Origin of the sequence: Mannheimia cairinae (assembly GCF_028649535.1) — a bacterium.
Taxonomy (GTDB): Bacteria; Pseudomonadota; Gammaproteobacteria; order Enterobacterales; family Pasteurellaceae; genus Mannheimia; species Mannheimia cairinae.
The window spans coordinates 134,442-152,878 of sequence record NZ_JAQSJE010000002.1 but is presented as its reverse complement, the minus strand read 5'-3'; the positions used below and the strand labels follow the sequence as shown (position 1 = coordinate 152,878).

At 34.3% G+C, this 18,437-nt stretch carries 16 protein-coding genes; 2 read left to right on the top strand and 14 right to left on the bottom strand.

Features of this window, described 5'->3' with window-relative positions:
- From rfbD to PTQ27_RS02850, 10 genes are all read right to left on the bottom strand, one after another.
- The gene (gene rfbD / locus PTQ27_RS02895) at positions 1 to 873 is read right to left on the bottom strand and encodes a dTDP-4-dehydrorhamnose reductase (protein WP_273749543.1); all 873 of its coding nucleotides are present in this window, start codon (positions 871 to 873) and stop codon (positions 1 to 3) included.
- Positions 873 to 1,745, bottom strand: a complete 873-nt coding sequence (gene rfbA, locus PTQ27_RS02890) for a glucose-1-phosphate thymidylyltransferase RfbA (protein WP_273749544.1) — start codon at positions 1,743 to 1,745, stop codon at positions 873 to 875. The genes rfbD and rfbA overlap by 1 nt, the downstream gene beginning before the upstream one ends.
- 15 nt (positions 1,746 to 1,760) lie before the next feature.
- Complete coding sequence (gene rffG, locus PTQ27_RS02885; RefSeq protein WP_434802820.1) at positions 1,761 to 2,822, bottom strand: dTDP-glucose 4,6-dehydratase; 1,062 nt, start codon at positions 2,820 to 2,822, stop codon at positions 1,761 to 1,763.
- A 13-nt stretch (positions 2,823 to 2,835) separates the two neighbouring features.
- Entirely contained in the window at positions 2,836 to 3,735 is a 900-nt protein-coding gene (locus tag PTQ27_RS02880) for a glycosyltransferase family 2 protein (protein ID WP_273771107.1), read from the bottom strand.
- Entirely contained in the window at positions 3,725 to 5,434 is a 1,710-nt protein-coding gene (locus tag PTQ27_RS02875; protein WP_273749547.1) for a glycosyltransferase family protein, read from the bottom strand. The genes PTQ27_RS02880 and PTQ27_RS02875 overlap by 11 nt, the downstream gene beginning before the upstream one ends.
- Before the next feature lie 65 nt (positions 5,435 to 5,499).
- A complete protein-coding gene (locus tag PTQ27_RS02870) occupies positions 5,500 to 6,720 on the bottom strand; it encodes a hypothetical protein (protein ID WP_273749548.1) in 1,221 nt (406 codons plus the stop codon).
- Positions 6,721 to 6,771: 51 nt separating this feature from the next.
- Positions 6,772 to 10,587 carry a CDP-glycerol glycerophosphotransferase family protein gene (locus PTQ27_RS02865; protein ID WP_273749549.1) on the bottom strand — a complete coding sequence of 1,272 codons (3,816 nt, stop codon included), beginning with the start codon at positions 10,585 to 10,587 and terminating at the stop codon, positions 6,772 to 6,774.
- Between the two features lie 21 nt (positions 10,588 to 10,608).
- Complete coding sequence (wbaP, locus tag PTQ27_RS02860; protein WP_273749551.1) at positions 10,609 to 12,027, bottom strand: undecaprenyl-phosphate galactose phosphotransferase WbaP; 1,419 nt, start codon at positions 12,025 to 12,027, stop codon at positions 10,609 to 10,611.
- Entirely contained in the window at positions 12,027 to 12,773 is a 747-nt protein-coding gene (locus PTQ27_RS02855) for an ABC transporter ATP-binding protein (protein WP_273749552.1), read from the bottom strand. Before PTQ27_RS02855 ends, wbaP begins: the two co-directional genes overlap by 1 nt.
- Complete coding sequence (locus PTQ27_RS02850) at positions 12,770 to 13,564, bottom strand: ABC transporter permease (protein WP_273749553.1); 795 nt, start codon at positions 13,562 to 13,564, stop codon at positions 12,770 to 12,772. The genes PTQ27_RS02855 and PTQ27_RS02850 overlap by 4 nt, the downstream gene beginning before the upstream one ends.
- Before the next feature lie 170 nt (positions 13,565 to 13,734).
- Here PTQ27_RS02850 and erpA point away from each other — a divergent pair, with 170 nt between their 5' ends.
- The gene (gene erpA / locus PTQ27_RS02845) at positions 13,735 to 14,076 is read left to right on the top strand and encodes an iron-sulfur cluster insertion protein ErpA (RefSeq protein ID WP_273749554.1); all 342 of its coding nucleotides are present in this window, start codon (positions 13,735 to 13,737) and stop codon (positions 14,074 to 14,076) included.
- Between the two features lie 99 nt (positions 14,077 to 14,175).
- On the opposite strand, the gene yidD is transcribed toward erpA, so the two are convergent.
- The 3 genes from yidD to rpmH are packed head-to-tail and all read right to left on the bottom strand — an operon-like array spanning position 14,176 to position 14,997.
- Positions 14,176 to 14,502: a membrane protein insertion efficiency factor YidD gene (gene yidD, locus PTQ27_RS02840; protein WP_273749555.1), complete on the bottom strand. Its 327-nt coding sequence runs from the start codon at positions 14,500 to 14,502 to the stop codon at positions 14,176 to 14,178.
- Positions 14,451 to 14,825 carry a ribonuclease P protein component gene (rnpA, locus tag PTQ27_RS02835; protein ID WP_273749556.1) on the bottom strand — a complete coding sequence of 125 codons (375 nt, stop codon included), beginning with the start codon at positions 14,823 to 14,825 and terminating at the stop codon, positions 14,451 to 14,453. Before rnpA ends, yidD begins: the two co-directional genes overlap by 52 nt.
- A gap of 37 nt (positions 14,826 to 14,862) precedes the next feature.
- Positions 14,863 to 14,997, bottom strand: a complete 135-nt coding sequence (gene rpmH / locus PTQ27_RS02830; RefSeq protein WP_005599701.1) for a 50S ribosomal protein L34 — start codon at positions 14,995 to 14,997, stop codon at positions 14,863 to 14,865.
- 253 nt (positions 14,998 to 15,250) lie between these two features.
- On the opposite strand from rpmH, the gene hemH reads away from it, so the two are divergent.
- Positions 15,251 to 16,210 (top strand): ferrochelatase, encoded by a 960-nt coding sequence (hemH, locus tag PTQ27_RS02825; RefSeq protein ID WP_273749562.1) that lies wholly within the window; start codon positions 15,251 to 15,253, stop codon positions 16,208 to 16,210.
- A gap of 48 nt (positions 16,211 to 16,258) precedes the next feature.
- Here hemH and spoT read toward each other — a convergent pair whose 3' ends face one another.
- On the bottom strand, positions 16,259 to 18,373 hold the full coding sequence (spoT, locus tag PTQ27_RS02820; protein WP_273749563.1) for a bifunctional GTP diphosphokinase/guanosine-3',5'-bis pyrophosphate 3'-pyrophosphohydrolase: 2,115 nt from the start codon (positions 18,371 to 18,373) through the stop codon (positions 16,259 to 16,261).
- Positions 18,374 to 18,437 lie beyond the last annotated feature (64 nt).

Here is an 18,437-nt window from a genome sequence, read left to right as displayed (position 1 = left end):
TTAATAATATGCCTGAATATTTTCCAATGCTTTTTGCCAGTTACTCGGGGTTATATCAAAAGTCTTTTGGATCTTGGTTAAATCTAAACGTGAATTAGCAGGGCGTTTGGCTGGTGTCGGGTAATCGCTAGTCGCAATGCCATTCACAAGCGGTGCTTTTTCCAATACGTTTTGTGAAACGGCTTGATTAAAAATCGCTTGGGAAAATTCAAACCAGCTGACATAAGGAAAGCCAGTAAAATGATAAATACCGTAGCTTTTTTGACCACTTAACAAACTTTCTGCAATTTGAATCAAGGTAGAAGCAATATCGCCGGCATAAGTCGGCCCACCGAATTGATCAGCGACAACGCCTAAACTTTCTCGCTCTTTGCCCAAACGGAGCATTGTTTTCACAAAGTTATTGCCGTGCTCACCAAATACCCAAGCGGTACGCAATACGACTGTACGTTCGCAATGGCTCAATGCAACCTGTTCACCTGCTAGTTTAGTTTTGCCATAAACACCTTGTGGGACAGTAGTATCGTTTTCACGGTAAGGCTTTTCGCCTTCGCCACTGAATACATAATCCGTTGAAATATGTAGCAAAATAGCACCGTACTGTTGTGCTGCTTCGGCAAGGTATTGCACACCTTTTACATTGATCGCTTCGGAAAGTGCCTGTTCACTTTCAGCACGATCAACTGCAGTGTGGGCAGCCGCATTGATAATCACATCGGGGCGGAAAGTTTCAATCGTCTGAAAAACCTCATCACGGTCGGTAATATCCAATTTATCCCGATCAACCGCTAGAATTTCAGCTTTATTTTGCAATTGCTGAGTCAAACAGTAACCCACCTGACCATTTGCACCAGTAATTAAAAATTTTGCCATTATTTTGCCCCTTTGACCAAGCGGAGTAAATATTGCCCATAGGTATTTTTCTCCATCGGTTTTGCCAGAATTTCTACTTGCTCTGTGCTTAGCCAACCATTACGCCACGCAATTTCTTCCAAGCAAGCTACCTGCATGGCCTGTACATTTTCAATAGTACGAACAAAAGACGCTGCTTCGTGCAAGCTTTCGTGCGTGCCGGTATCCAACCACGCAAAACCACGACCAAGTAATTGAACATTTAATGAACCATCGTTAAGATACATTTCATTGAGCGTGGTAATTTCCAATTCTCCACGAGCAGATGGTTTAACTTGTTTGGCAAATTCCACCACTCGATTATCGTAAAAATACAGACCTGTTACTGCCCAATCAGATTTTGGTTGTTGTGGTTTTTCTTCAATGGAAAGGGCTTTGAAATGTTCATCAAATTCCACCACGCCAAAACGCTCAGGATCTTTTACTTGATAGCCGAAAACTGTTGCCCCATTTTGACGGGCAGCCGCCTCTTTTAAGGTTTTTGAAAAATGCTGACCGTAGAAAATGTTATCTCCCAATACTAAACAAACATTATCTGAACCGATAAACTCTTCACCGATCAAAAATGCCTGTGCCAAACCGTCCGGACTTGGTTGAATGGCATATTCCAAATGGATACCAAAATCAGAACCATCACCAAGCAAGCGCTTAAAACTATCATTATCTTCAGGCGTGGTAATAATCAAAATCTCATGAATCCCTGCCAGCATTAACACGGATAACGGATAGTAGATCATCGGCTTATCATAAACAGGTAACAGCTGTTTGGATACACCACGAGTAATAGGATAAAGGCGAGTACCTGAACCGCCAGCGAGAATAATACCTTTCATTTTATGTTATGCCCTTTATTTCGTACCTAAACGCTCACGATTATACGAACCGTCTAATACACGACTCCACCATTTTTTATTGGCGAGATACCATTCCACCGTTTTGCGGATACCGCTTTCAAAGGTTTCTTGCGGTTTCCAGCCCAATTCACGTCCGATTTTGGCAGCATCAATGGCATAGCGGACATCGTGGCCGGGGCGGTCGGTAACATAGGTGATTAAATCTTCATATTTTGCAACACCAGTAGGCTTGTTTGGTACAAGTTCTTCCAACAAGGCACAAATTGTCCGTACTACATCAATATTAGCTTTTTCATTATGCCCGCCGATATTGTATGTTTCGCCAATTTTACCCTCAGTAACGACGTTGTATAAGGCTCGAGCGTGATCCTCAACAAATAGCCAATCACGAATCTGCTGACCGTTGCCATAAACCGGCAGTTTTTTGCCATCTAAGGCATTTAAGATCATCAATGGGATTAATTTTTCAGGGAAATGGAAGGGCCCGTAGTTATTGGAGCAGTTGGTAACAATAGTTGGCAACCCATAAGTACGTAGCCACGCACGCACTAAGTGATCACTTGATGCTTTGGAAGCAGAATAAGGACTACTTGGAGCGTATGGAGTGGTTTCGGTAAACAGATCATCTGTCCCTTCCAAATCACCATACACTTCATCAGTTGAAATATGGTGGAAACGGAAAGCGGCTTTGCGTTCGCTTGACAAGCTATTCCAGTAGTGGCGAACGGCTTCTAATAGGGTATAAGTACCGATAATGTTTGTTTCGATAAAGGCAGCTGGACTATCAATAGAACGATCCACGTGGCTTTCTGCTGCTAAATGCATTACTGCATCGGGTTGATGTTCGGCAAAAACACAATCGAGTGCCATACGGTCGCAAATATCGACATGTTCAAAAGCATAGCGAGGATTATTTGTTACAGCTTCTAATGATTCTAAATTACCAGCATAGGTAAGTTTATCAACATTCACGACACTGTCTTGGGTGTTGTTAATAATATGACGAACAACGGCAGAACCGATAAAGCCGGCACCGCCGGTAACTAAAATTTTCATATTCATCCTATAATCAACGAAACATACTAAAATAATGCCAGTATTTCTTAGGTATTTTATTGGCATTTTTCCCAAAATAAAATCCCATTGCTTTACTGCAAATAGTTAAAAATGAGTAAGGCAACCATACAGGAGCATTCTTTAGTAAGTAATACCATTCTTTTAAAATTAATTTTTTTCCTTCACCACTAACATTTCCAAATGTTTCCATTATCCAAGGCTCCTCTAAATGAAAGCAGCCAGTATCAAAATAACGTTTAAACTCTTGGCAAAGAGTATAATTATGGGAATGATAAACAGTAGCCTCTGCACAATAAGCAACTTGATATCCAGCTAGTACTATTTTAGCTGCTAAATACATATCTTCAGCTAGGATAACATCATTTGGAAAGCCTCCTAGTTCCTCAAATATACTCTTACGATAAGCGGCAAATGAATTAGACATAAATGCTGTTTTAATACCCAATTTAGAAATATTTGTCTTATCTTTAATAGAAGATTCAGGGGGATAATTAAATTCTCGTATAAATGTTGCTAAGGGATTGGCATTTTTATGAGGTAACTGCCGTCCACATACCGCTGCAATATGAGATTGATTCAAATATTTTACTAATTTACGTAAAGATGACGGCTCAGATAAAATCGCATCTTGAGTAAGGTAAATAAGAATATCGCTATTTCGATCGCATAATACCGCAGCTTTATTACGAGTAGCACCATGATTGAATTCTGCTTTATCGATCTGTACAACTTTAAAACCGGCTTGTTTAGCTAACAAATCAGTTCCATCTGTAGAAGAGGAATCAATAACAATTACCTCTAATGGTTGAAGGTCTTGCATCTTAACAGCTTCAATCCATTGCTTCCACATAAAGCCTGCATTATACGTAGGTACAATTAAACTAAATTTCATTAGACTGTTTGTAATTTTGTAATTTATCTATCAGTTTTTTTTCGCTACCTTTAATCATCTCTGTATAAACACTATTATTTATACCCCAAAGAGTAGAATACGCATCTTCACGATGAGAAACTAAATAAGGTAATGTTGTAACAACTCTAAGCATCCCTTGGTTTTCTATATATCTATCTATTGCATTTTTAGAAACATCACGATCTTTTTCATTCCAATTTATTAATTTATCATAAAATGATTGATTATAAATATTCATAACCATACTAGTCATTTTATCTAGATAAATATATTCTTCCTCGTTTTTATTTTCAATATAAATAATTTCTGTTTTAGGATGTAAATCAGCGATCAATCCTGCGAAAATATTCCAATCATTTCTTTGATTGAGAAAGTTTTTTACTTGTAAATAGCGTGTGTAAAAGTCCTTATTGAATAATACATCATCCTCACAAATTGTTAGCTGTGGAAAAGATGATTCTTTTGCTTTTTTTAATAACAATTTATAGCTCATTCCACAGCCAACCCAACCGAATTTATGCCTTAATCCTGAAAAAAATTGAATTCCATACTGATTCTGATGTTCAAAAAGCGTTCTTCTTTCAACAGTCTCAGGTAAACCTAAACAAATAAAATCTTTCTCTAACTTAATATGATGAGAAACTAAATCATAAAAAACATCAAATTCAATCCAATCATTTGCCAACATAAAGCGTAAAAAGTAAAAATTAAATAGATTTGGAGAGGCATTAAGATAATCAATGTTATTGGTAACTTTTTCTTTTCTTATTTGCTCATTCTTAAGCCAGAAATTAACCCGGCTACACATCTCCTCAATATTACCTTCTTCGACAAAATCTACAGTTTCCTCAAGTTGTGGATACAAATATAAATCAGCACTTTTTTCAGAAATAACTAACTTATTAAGGGATAAACATTCATATAACCGAGTTGTTTCCAATAATGCATTATCATAATAATGGATATTAACGATGATCTTTGCTTTTGCAATTTCTTGATAAAGCTCATTACCAAAACTATTTTTTATTACTTTTACTCGATATTTTGATGCTAATTTATCAATATATTTTTTTCTTCTCTCATTTTTTATATCACCATAGAACAACACATCATATATTTCGTTTTCTTCCATATGATTAAAAAAAGAGGGGTAAAATCCTAAAGGAGAAAAAAATATTTTCTGAAAAGATAAGCCATTCTTTTGTAAAAAAGAAATATTATCTAAAGAATAATCAAGTACAGCATAAGCATTACTAAGTTTATTTAAATATTCTTTATTAAACCATCGAGAAGTTACTGACTGCTCTAATTGGAAAGCAATATATTGCTCAGGTAGTTCATTAAACATTTGTGGGCAAACCACAAAATGAACTCCATTTCCAAATCCATTCTGTGGTACATCAAAAACAATTTCACTTTGAAAAGAGAGATTATTTAACTGTTTTTGAATAAGTCTAGCAATAAAATAACAATGTCTTGTAGTTAAAATAAATATCTGTTTTTGCTCTTTGATATTTACCCATTCTAACTGCCTGTTAAAATTAGGCGTATAAGGCGTCAGTGCTTTTTTTAAAGCATATTTAATACCGTATTTTTTAGCCGATGTAACCCCCTTTAATATTAAAGAAGGTTTTTTCAGTAAATGAGAAACCAAATTTATTATTCTTTTATAATTCATAAACTTAACATTTTCTCTCTTAACTCTAATTTATATTGGTTACTTTATACATATAGCCCCAGCCCCTAAATTTTTAAACAAATTTGATTACCCTTGCAATAAACTTTAATGCCATTTACATTCTTAACTAACTCTCTATTAGTTACAAGTGGTACTCTCTTAGAAAGACCTTTAATCATTATATGGATAAACAGCTGATAATCTCCAGTAGGAACATCACTAATATCAATACCCTTATACTGATAAGTAGTAAACCAACCTTTATCGTAAATAACTAGATATTTACCATCGAAAAACTCTTTAGTTAAATAAGGTTTATGAGCTTTAGCAAGTGGTTTCACAATTTCTTTACTGCCTTTGAATATTAACTCGTACGCAACATCATTATAATCTACTAAATGATATCCTTTCAGTAAGGCAACACCATCAATAAATAAACGTCCATTTTTTATATCTAATAAATATGTATCTACAATCGGCTCTCCAGTTTTATTTTCTATCGGTAAAGGTTGTGAGCCAAAGAAATGGATTTCATTATTAGGGAAATGAGGTACACCACCTGAAGTTAAAAGATAATACAACCCAAGTAATGTTGATGTATGATGTGAAGTAATCTGATTATGCTCACGACAAAAAACCGAATAGCTTTTAATGAGATTAAAATTAGAGTATTTTCTAAGATCGTCTAGTATTGGCTTAATTTCTGACTCATACTGAATATCAGCTTCTGATGTTAGTAAATAGATATTCTTTTCTCTTCTAATATCTGTTCTCAATAATTGAATAATTAACTTGTCTAAATAATCTTGTTTAGCTTGGCTTAGCTCTCCCATCATATGAGAAGCCACCTGAGGCCAGTTCTTAACCACATAGCTACCGATTTTAATTTGAGGCACAGTCGTAACAATATTTGCTACAGGTAATTTTAAACCATAATAAAGAGCGGCACTTCCACCTTTACTAAAACCCGTTACTGTTACTTTCTCATAATCTAGTGACAATGCTTTAATTTGGATATCAATAAATTCTTTAATTGCTTCCTCAACCTTAAAATTCATATCAACACATAAATAATAAGTGTACATATCTTCAAAATTATCATTAATCCAAATGACATCGGCAGGACAATCATTTAAAGCATTATTAAAATCATAATTTCCTGGTTTTGCATTTAAAAAACCAGAAAAGACAACAATAAGATGATTAAAATCGTACTTTCTTGGTTTATGTTTATAAATCACTTTTACACCATTCGTTGCAGTATAAGTCTGTTCTAGTCTTTGCATTTCTATTCCTTATATTAATAAGGCGAGCTATGCTCACCTTATTAACGAAAGTTACTTAGATAATGAAATTAGCTTCATTAAATTATTTTCTTTATCTTTGGTTGGATATTTCGCAATCATCTGTCTTAAACAGTATTGTGCTAACTCTAAATTACCAAACATAATTGCCAAATCAGAAACTACTTCTAAGTAGCCATACTCAGTATTTTCTTTTGGTTGAATATGTAATTTATAAGCTTCATCTAGTTTACCAAGCCTTGTCTTCGAAAGCACTAATGGATAAATCATTGACTCCATACCATTTTCATAACACTCAGTTGAAAGTAATTCAAGTTTATTCCAGTTCTCTTGCTGAATCAGCATATTTGCAACAAGACTCATCAATGTTTCATCATTCTTGTATCGCTCTGAAATTTTAGCCAATAGTTTCATACTTTCAGAGCTATTACCAAGTTTTTCTGTTGAAATAATATATTCAGTTAAAGATGTTACAGGTAAATCCAATATATCTTTAAAAGCCGTTCTGTTTAACTGTGTAATAACCTTATCATTATTATTTTGCACAAATGCCAAATGAGCAATTTCTAATCTGCAATCAGTATCGCCTGCTATATGTTTTTCATAAGCAATCAACTGCTCGTGAGCTTTTGTATAATCTCCTACTACACGATAAGCTCGTGCTAATAAAAGTTGTAGTTTATCACGTTTTAATAAACTGATATCTAGTTCCTCAACCTTCGGTTCTAATAATACAATTACATCATACCAACGTTCCTCACTTATTGCTAACCAGCAATCTAAAAGCACTTTGTACTCTTCATCAAGCTCTAACTTTTCTTGTAAAGCGGCTAACTTACCTGTTTCATTTAATTCTGCATAGCATTGAGCCAACATCATTGCTTCATCACCAGATAATGTGTTTAATGTGTTTAGTACTGTAAATTTATTAGCTGCTGCTAACCATTTTTGCTGAATAAATAACTGTTTTGCTTTTAATGATAGTTGCTGTTGATGAGTAATATGCTCTAACGATATTTTCTCAAATTCTTCAAATTGATAAGCTCCTACTAATGCTTGTAGTTTTAGCTGTTTAGTCATTGCTTGATCTGCTTCATCTCCATATTTCTCTAACAACTCACAACGGGAGAGTAATAATGTCCAAGCTTTATTATTATAAGCTGATTTAACCGCTTCTCTTAGAATATCTAAATCAACTTCCTTCCTTTCTGACTCATTTAAAGCTTTGATAGCTTGATAAACACGCTCACAGTTATTCCCATCACGGAATGGGAAAGTATTTTCAATTCTTTGTTTATATGGCTCTACTGGTTCACCTGCTTTCTCTAAAATGTCTTTAAGAGATGCTAATAAATCATCTAAATTCTCAACAATAGGCCCGAATCCGTGATCTTCGTAAGAGAAATAGCCCTTTTGGTAAGTATGTTCGCCACCAAATACTAATTCTTTATCAAATTGATAATATAATACTTGTTTGCCTAAAAATGCCATTTCAAAGGCTACCGAAGAGTAATCGGTAATCATAAACTTTGCATTTCTAAAGAGATCTTGAATTTTGCCGTCTTTAGCTTTCCACACATTAATATAATCTGGAATAGAAAACTCATCTAAATAAGGCTCTATATTTGCGTGTGGTGCAAATGTAACTTTAAAACCAGATTCTTTAACTAAATGCTCCAATTCTGGGCTCGCTAAAAACTCAGACCAATGCTTATAGTATAAGGTTTCAGTAAAGAATTTATTTTTTTCTCGCTGAAATCCTCCAGCAATTACATTGCCCACAATATAACTACGCCAAGTTGGCATTATTAATATTTCTTTATTTGATAAAGTATTACCCTCTAATAAAGAATCGTGTCTAGGCAGGCCTGACAATATAGTATCACGCTCAGAAAAAATATAAGGTGATAAATTACCAGCAATAGACTGATATTCGCCTTCAGTTGTTGTAATAAAACAACTTATATCCTTTTTCTTATTTAACCAAGAAGACAAGTTATGTTTTATTACTCCGTGCTGTAAAAATATAAATTTCTTACTACCTGCATAATGATCTTGAAAATAATTATCCATATAATCATCAGCGTGACTACTAATAATTTTTGCTGATTTACATAGAATATCCTCGAACTCTTTTGTGCCATAATCTAAGAGATTAAACCCTTCTTTATATAAACGTTCCCAATCATGAGATTTAGAACTTAAAGCAAAATAAGCTTCTTGTTCTGGATAGTTAGCTTTAATATAACGATATAGATGCTCTGCATTATCATCTGCTTGCATATCTCTATCAATTAAAAGCCAAATATCTTTATGATGCTGGTTATATTTAGCGGGGACTTGAAAATCAGCTATAATTGTATTAAATGGTACCTCTTTATTATGCCATTTTCCTTTTAGATTTAGTTGGACATTTTTTCCATCAACTAGCAACTGAAAACTTTTACTCTCAATACCATCATAGGATAACCAAACTCGTTTTTCAAACAACACTGTTTTTCCTACAAAGACTTTATGCAAAGTTTTGCTCCAAATTGGTAATAACTCTTGACCATCAGATAGTATAAAACTCTCTAAATATTCTTTAGGTGAAGTAAAGTAAGAAATAAGAACCTGTTTTTTAGTTCTATCTATTTTCTCAATATAACCAAAATATCTAGGCAAATCTTCTTGTTTTAAACCTGCTATCATTGCAGCCTTATGCAAGAACCAAATGCCACATAATTCAAAGCTCATAATATTTTTGGTTTCAATATAAGTAAAAATTTCTAATAAAACATTATGGAAGTTTTCTTTTTCTTCATTATTTAAGAAACTGCTTCTTGATTCATTATCTAATAAGTGCTTAACATACCAACAAACATCATAAATAACAGTTCTTTGAATATGTAATGGGACTTTGCCATATTTAGCATAATAATCTTTTAGCATTGGTAAATATCCATAAGCTAAAACATTATAAAATTTTTCTTTTTTCTTCCAAGCAGTATCTAAAGTAGAACTACCATCTTCCCTTTTTCTATATAGATAATGGCTATCTCTCACAAAAGAAACCTTACCTCCTGATAAAGTAAGTAAGTAATCAGCAATAAATTTACCATCTTCAAATGTAGGCTTTACAGTGTGGTTAAATAAAAGTTGGTTTTCTAAAATATCACTAGTCTTAAAAATAGTGGCAGCTGCAGATAAATTAATGCAATTTTGTAGATCATTAGCATTAAGCTCTCTAACTTTATCTGAGAATCTATATTTTAGAGGGTGAGCATCTCTGTATGTTTTTGTTGCCTCCATCCAAAAAATAAAATTGGAGACTAGCATTTTGGTATTTTTATTAATCGCACGATCAATATTAAAAAAATAATCTCTATTAATAAAATCATCAGGATCGATAAAAGTTACCCAATCAGTTTTAACATAGTCAATTCCTAAATTACGAGCAGAAGCCTGCCCACCATTTTCTTTATAATAATAGTGAATATTATCTGGGTATTTTGATTGCCATTTTTTAATGGTCTCGGCAGTATTATCAGTTGAACCATCATCTACACAAATAATTTGAATATGTTTTTTAAAGTCTAAAGTTTGAGAAATAATACTAGTAAAAAACTCATCTAAATAATTACTAACATTATAACAGGCAGAGACAATAGAAAATTGGTTTTTACTTTTATATTTAATCGGAATATGTTTTCTAACACGATGATATAAATGTTTGGTATCTCCCTTAATATCAGATAAAATCATATTCAAAGCATCATTTGGATTTTGTTGAAATTTATATTTTACTTTTTTTATTGTTACCTTAGGCTCTAAAATAACCTGCTTTACACGACTTATAACGTTAGACATTTCTATTCTCCATAAAATTAATTACATAGCTCCTGTTCTTTTAAAAACAGCTGGTACAGTTTTACATAAAATTACTATATCATTCCAAACCGACCAATTTTTCACATACCAAGCATCAAAATAGACACGAGTATCATAACTGACATTATTACGCCCAGAAACTTGCCAAAGTCCTGTCATACCTGGTTTAGACATAAAATAATAATCTAAACTATTACGGTAATATTTAAGTTCATCGCTTGTTATAGGTCTAGGCCCAACTAAGCTCATTTCTCCAACTAATACATTATATAATTGAGGTAGTTCATCTAAACTAAACTTTCTTAGCAAATCTCCAAATTTAGTAATACGAGGATCATTTCTTAACTTTCTTTCTCTATACCATTCATCATAGGCTTGAGGATTTTCATCTAAATAAACTCGCAAAATCTCATCAGCATTTTTTTTCATTGAGCGAAATTTCCAGCATTGAAAAGGTTTTCCTTCACGTCCAATTCTAGTATGAGAATAAAGTGCTTTCCCTCCACTACAACTAATTATCAGCCAAATAAAAAATAAAATAGGAGAGAAGAAGAATAGCAATATAGAAGATAATGCAATATCCATTGTTCTCTTAATAATTTTTGAACTTCTCTTTGCTAAATTATGGTTAATTCTTAATAAAATAATTTCATAACTAAATAAGAACGACATATCTGTGCTATATAGCGGTAATCCTCTTAAACTTGGAATAATAGAGATAAAGCGGTAACCTTTTTTCGTTAAATTACGAATCCAAGTATCTCTTTTTGTATTTTCACTATCTTCTAATGCGATCATAAATTGCGTACTAGGAGCAAGTATTTTCCAATATTCATCTAACTGCTTATAAGAAAGAATATCTTTCCCTAGTGCTTTAAGATTAGCATCAGGTGTATCTGTAATAAAATATTTTATATTTAACCCTAAATAACGTTCATTAATAATAGCATTATAGGTATCAACAGCATTGGCTTTACCACCAATAATAACGGTGTCTTTTAAAAACCATCCTTTTCTTATTAAACAACTTTTTAATAAAATGCGACTTAATGGAAATAATACTAAAATAATTAGCCATGTAAAAAGCCAAACATACCGAGAAACATATAATTTAGATAAGCTCAAAATTGCAAGATCAATAACCGAGAAAATTAATAACGTTCTTAGAATTTCTTTTAATTCAAACCAAAATGGCTTTCTATATGTATAATGCCTTAATCTGCCCCAAAACCAGCCTACACAAAGCAGAGCAAGCCCGAAATGAATTAGGGCTCTTTCTTCCATTTCTCCTAATGGTATAAATTTACTAAGTTCACCAAATGTTGTTGAAATCAATAATAATACTAAAAAAAATGATAAACAGAATGAAAATAAATCCATTCCAATCATTGCATATTTAGATGCTTTTTGATGATTCATTATGCCTTTAAACTCTCAATGTATTTTGGTAAAACATCTTCTGTTTTCCCACATCCTTTGACTATGCCTTTATCAAGCCACAGTACATTTTTACATAATTGCTTTACTTGATGACTAGAATGAGATACAAACAATAAAGTTGTACCATCGGCCAGCATTTCAGTCATTCTTTTACGACATTTTTCTTGAAATGCTTGATCGCCAACAGCTAAAACTTCATCTACAATTAAAATTTCTGGCTTTACAATAGTTGCTATAGAAAACCCTAAACGAGCAGACATACCTGATGAAAAATTCTTAATAGGCATATCAACAAATTCAGATAATCCTGCAAATTCGACAATTTCATCAAAATGTTCTTGCATAAACGATTTCTTATGCCCTAAGAGTGCTCCATTTAAAAAGATGTTCTCTCTTGCTGTCAGTTCACGATCGAATCCTGCACCTAATTCAATTAATGGAGCTATATTTCCTCTCACACTCACCGTGCCTTTATAAGGTTTTAAAATTCCACAAATTAATTTTAAAAGGGTAGATTTACCAGATCCATTTGTCCCAATGATCCCCCAAGATTCTCCCCTTGCAATTTCTAAATTAATATCTTTTAATGCCAAAAACTCTTCAAACATTAGTTCTTTTTTAATAAGTCTAATAAAATATTCTTTTAAACCATTATAATGAATAGATGCTTTATTAAATCTTACCGTAGCATTCTTTACTTCAACAACAATGTCTCTTTTAATCATATATATAAAATAAACTCATCTTGTTTTTTATTAAATACCCAAGCACCAAAACAAAGTACCACAATAGCAAATAAACTTCCCATTAAAATTAATTGCGTATCAGGAAATCTTGCATACACTATGATATCTCGAGATTGAGTAACATACCAATACATAGGATTCAGCATTTTATAAAGCTCTCGATAACTCTCTGGAATAATAGAAACTGGATAAAAAATTGGAGTTAAATACATCCACATAGGTAAAATAACCCCCCATAAATATTGAATATCTCGAAAAAAAACTGACATAGAAGCTAATAAAAGGCCAACGCCTAGAACAAATACAAAGACCTGTAAAACGAGAAATGGGAAGAATAATAAATTCCAAGAGAAAGTGGCTTTAGTAAAAAGCATTACTAATAATAACGCCCCCATAGAAAATAAGAGATTTACTAAAGAACTACCAACTTTTGATAAAGTAAATATGTATTTAGGAACATAAGTCTTTTTAATCAAAGAAGCATTATTTGAAATAGAAGACACTGCCATATTAGTTGCTTCTGCCATAAAGCTAAAAATAATCTGACCTGAAATTAAATACAATGGAAAATTATCAATATCAAAACGTGTAAATAAATGTGAAAATACAATGACTAGTACCGTCATTGTCATAAGGGGGTTTAGAATACTCCAAATATAACCTAAGTAACTACGTCTGTATTTAATTTTAATATCTCGAATGATCAGTTGTTTAAGTAACTCATCAAATGCTCGAAGACGTGCTATTTTTCCTGATAATTTTAGAAACATAATTATAGAACCACAAAGCTGTTTATTTATTAAACAAAATGTTAGAAATTTAAAATTACTAGCAATTATAACATACAAAATCACTTAACCTATCCAATATTTTCCATTGCTCTTATATGATAATTATTAGATAATACTTAGAATTTTTAAGAAGTTTGATCTAAAACAAAATGAGTGATATCCAAATTCCTTTAATCTTTACCGATGCGGCAGCTCGTAAAGTAAAAAGCTTAATTGAAGGCGAAGATAACCCAAATCTTCGCTTGCGTGTTTATATTACTGGTGGTGGGTGCAGTGGGTTCCAATATGGTTTTACCTTTGATGATCAGGTAAACGATGGTGATTTAACTATTGAAAATCAAAATGTGGGCTTGGTGGTTGATCCTATGAGCTTACAGTATTTGATTGGTGGCACTGTAGATTATACTGAAGGGCTAGATGGTTCTCGCTTTGTGGTTATAAACCCAAATGCAAGTTCAACCTGTGGTTGTGGCTCTTCATTTAGTATTTAATTACCCCCTTTACATTTATACATCTGCGGTGCAGGTGGCCTTGTATATGCCTGCTAGTAAGTAAAATATTCTCTTTATCAAGACAGTCTAGATGCTTTGCTATTTAGGCTGTTTTTCATTTTTATGGTGTTTACAACTGCAAGGTGGGACAGGGTCATCTCCCCCTTCACTAAATGGATGGCAACGTAAAATGCGTTTCATTGCTAAATATCCACCTTTTACCGCACCGTGAATTTTAATAGCTTCAACAGCATAAGTTGAACAGGTTGGGTAAAAACGGCAACGGGGGCCTATAAGAGGGCTGATGGCATAACGATAGAAATAGATAGGTAACAAGAGGAGTCTTGCAAATAAACTAATTTTGCTTGGTTCTTTTACTGGTTTGTTTGAACCGTTTTTTTGCTTAGTCGAATGTGTCTTGCCCATAATTTTTCAAGCGTTTCAAAAATGGTTGCATTATCTAGCTTACCAATTCCACCTTTTGCAACAAATACAAAATCAAAATTAGGTAATTCGTGCTGTTTTAAACGAAAGCTTTCTCGCACAATACGTTTAATACGATTACGTTCGTGAGCCCGCTTTAGATGTTTTTTAGCAACGGTTAAACCAAGACGAGGATTCTCTGCCGTATTTTGTCTGGCAAGAAGTGTCATTTGAGGAGTGCTAGCTCGAAGAGGTTCTTCAAACACAGCTTTAAATTGAACGGGAGCTAACAAACGTAGCTCCCGAGAAAAGGCTTGCTTCTTCACACTTATATAAGGTGGTTGGGCTTTACTTTACTACAAATTATGCAGATAAAGATTTACGGCCTTTTGCACGACGGCGTGCTAATACTTGACGACCGTTTTTAGTAGCCATACGAGCACGGAAACCGTGAGTACGAGCACGTTTTAATACTGAAGGTTGAAATGTACGTTTCATTGCTTATCTACCTAAAAATTTAAAAAGTTGGCATATAAATTTTCTGCCAAACAAGGACCATAAAAAAGAGTTGCAATTCTACAAGCAAACGAAACAAAAAGCAAGAACGAAACTCACATCCTTTCTATATTGTTTGCAAACTTTTTAAAAAATTAGACCGCTTGTTATCTTCTAGCGATTAATTTTCGCAGAATTTTCTGTTTCTTTATGGCATAATTTAGCGTAATGATTCCATTTTCTACAAGAGCATAAAATGAGTGAACAAAAAATCGGTATTTTATTAGCTAATTTAGGTACACCCGATGAGCCAACCCCAAGTGCAGTAAAACGTTATTTGAAACAGTTTTTAAGCGACCCTCGTGTAATTGATTTACCGAAACTGAAATGGCAGGCAATTTTAAATTTTATTGTCTTACCAAAGCGCTCACCTAAAGTAGCTAAATTATATCAATCGGTTTGGAGTGAAGATGGCTCACCACTATTGGCTATTTCTCGCCAACAACAAAGAGCCGTTCAGCATTATTTTGATGTAAAAGGTAAAAATGTTGTGGTCGAATTAGGTATGTCTTATGGTAATCCAAGTATGGAAAGTGCAACAGATAGCCTTATCAAACAAAATGTTGATAAAATTATTGTACTGCCCCTTTACCCACAATATAGCAGCACGACAACAGCTTCGGTATTAGATGCCTTTGCTAATGGTCTAAAATCTCAACGTAATATTGTGCCATTTGAGTTTATTCATAGTTATCATAACGATCCGCTTTATATTCAAGCTCTTGCTAATTCTATTGCATTAGACCCCGATGAGCTATTGCTATTCTCATTCCACGGAATACCAAAACGTTATGCCGATGAAGGGGATTTTTATCCAAAACATTGTTATGAAACAGCAGAATTAGTTACTGAAAAATTAGGTTTAACTAAAGAACAATGGCTTTTATCCTTCCAATCTCGTTTTGGTGATGAAGAATGGCTACAACCTTATACAGATGAGACTTTAGAAGAATTCCCTAAAAAAGGGATTAAAAAAGTAGCAGTTATCTGCCCAGGCTTTTCCGCAGACTGTTTAGAAACTTTAGAAGAGATTGCAGAAGAGAATAAAGAAAACTTTGAACATGCGGGTGGCGAATCTTATCGCTATATTCCAGCACTTAATGCAACAGGTGATCATATCAAAGCATTAGTAAAGTTACTTGAGGCAAGAATGTAATTAAGAAATAGCGACTATAAAATANNTATTTTATAGTCGCTATTTTACCTATTTTCTACTCGCTTTTACCACGCCATTAACACTTAATAATTTACGTAAAATTGCGTCAAAGTGTTCTTTATCCAATACTGAAATTTGGATTTTCACTTGATATACATTCCCCTCCCTTGCCTCGCTGCTAATGCTGCCAATATTGCTATTCATTTTAGCAAGAGTGGAAGTAATGCCAGCAAGAACACCTGGTTCATTAATTATATCTAGCACAATTTCAGTTTCAAATTTAATCGCTTTATCTTTTGCTACTTCTTCCCAAACAACTGGTAAGTAGTGACGTTGGTCTGTTGCATAATCTTTTACATTTGGGCAGCAGGCATTGTGAATAATTAAACCTTTACCGGAACTCACATAAGCGATAATTTCATCCCCTGGCACCGGTTGGCAACATTTTGCAAAGCTAATTAAACGGCTTTCTACCCCTTCAATCACAAGTGGTTGGTTATTTTGTGGGTCGCCATCTGTATCAATTAATAACGGTTCTCCCAGTAATCTTTGTGCAACAACGCTACTTATTTGATTACCTAAACCGATTTCTGCTAATAAATCATCAAATGTAGCTAAACGTAATTCTTCTAATACTGCTTGGATAACCTCTGGTTTTAAATCATCAATCGAACGTAAATTCATTGCACGCACTAACTGACGACGCCCAAGTGCAATCGCATCATTGTGTTGCTGATTTTTAAGTGCCTGACGAATTTTAGAACGAGCTTTTCCACTCACGGCAAAATTGAGCCAAGACGCACTTGGACGTTTACCTTGCTCGGTAATAATCTCAACGGTTTGCCCTGTTCGTAGTGGCTGGGAAAGCGGATACGGATTGCGATCCACTATCGCACCAACACAACGATCCCCAATACCAGAGTGAACGGCATAAGCAAAATCAATCGCTGTGGCATTCGCCGGTAATTCAACAATTCTGCCTTTCGGTGTAAAGACGTAAATATCATCAGAGAATAGATCCGATTTTACACTTTCAATAAACTCAGCCGAGTTACCCGCACTGTTTTGCAATTCAACAATGCTTTGTAGCCATTGCTGAGCTTTTAGTTGCACCGTGGTGTTATGCCCTTCGCCCTCTTTATAACGCCAATGAGCCGCAACCCCCATATCCGCCATTTTATCCATATCTTCGGTGCGAATTTGCACTTCAACCGGCACGCCGTGAGGCCCGATCATAGAGGTATGGAGCGATTGGTAGCCATTGGGTTTTGGCACAGCAATATAGTCTTTCACTCGTTTTGGGCGAGGTTTATATAAAGCGTGCATTTGCCCTAATACTCGATAACAATTATCGACATTACCCACCACCACTCGGAATGCGTAAATATCTAAAATAGAGTGGAAATGCTGATCTTTTTGACGCATTTTTTGATAGATAGAGTAAAGATGTTTTTCACGCCCATAAACTCGAGCCTCAATTTTTACATCTTCTAAACGGCCTATAATTTCATTAGAAATACGCTGAATTAATTCTTTACGATGCCCTCTCGCACTGGCAATCGCCATCTTCAAGACTCGATAACGTTGTGGATGCATTGCCTCAAAGCCTAAATCTTCCAGCTCATTTTTGATATGCTCAATCCCTAAACGGTGAGCAAGGGGGCTGTAAATTTCAAGAGTTTCTTTAGCAATACGGCGACGTTTATCTGGACGAAGAGCCCCTAACGTTCGCATATTATGGGTACGGTCAGCAAGTTTGATAAGGACTACTCGAATATCTTTGGTCATCGCCAAAATCATTTTACGGAAGTTTGCTACTTCGGCTTCTTGGCGAGTGCGGAATTTTAATTTATCTAGTTTTGAGACCCCTTGCACAATATCTGCCACACTTTGCCCAAATTCTTCGGCAAGTTGCTCTTCGGTATAAGGTGTATCTTCAATCACATCGTGCAATAGTGCTGCAATCACGGCTTCGTGATCCAATTTCATTTCAGCAATAATAGATGCCACCGCCACAGGGTGCGTAATATAAGGCTCCCCACTTGAGCGTGTTTGCCCTTCGTGTGCATCACGAGCAATTACATACGCACGCTTTACACGTTCAATTTGTTCAGGCGGTAAATAGCCCTGAATAATTCGATCTAAAGGTTCAAAAAGATACACGTTATACCCCAAAAATAGATAAAAAATAGAAATAAAAATGGACAATGAATTTGCAAATTTCTAG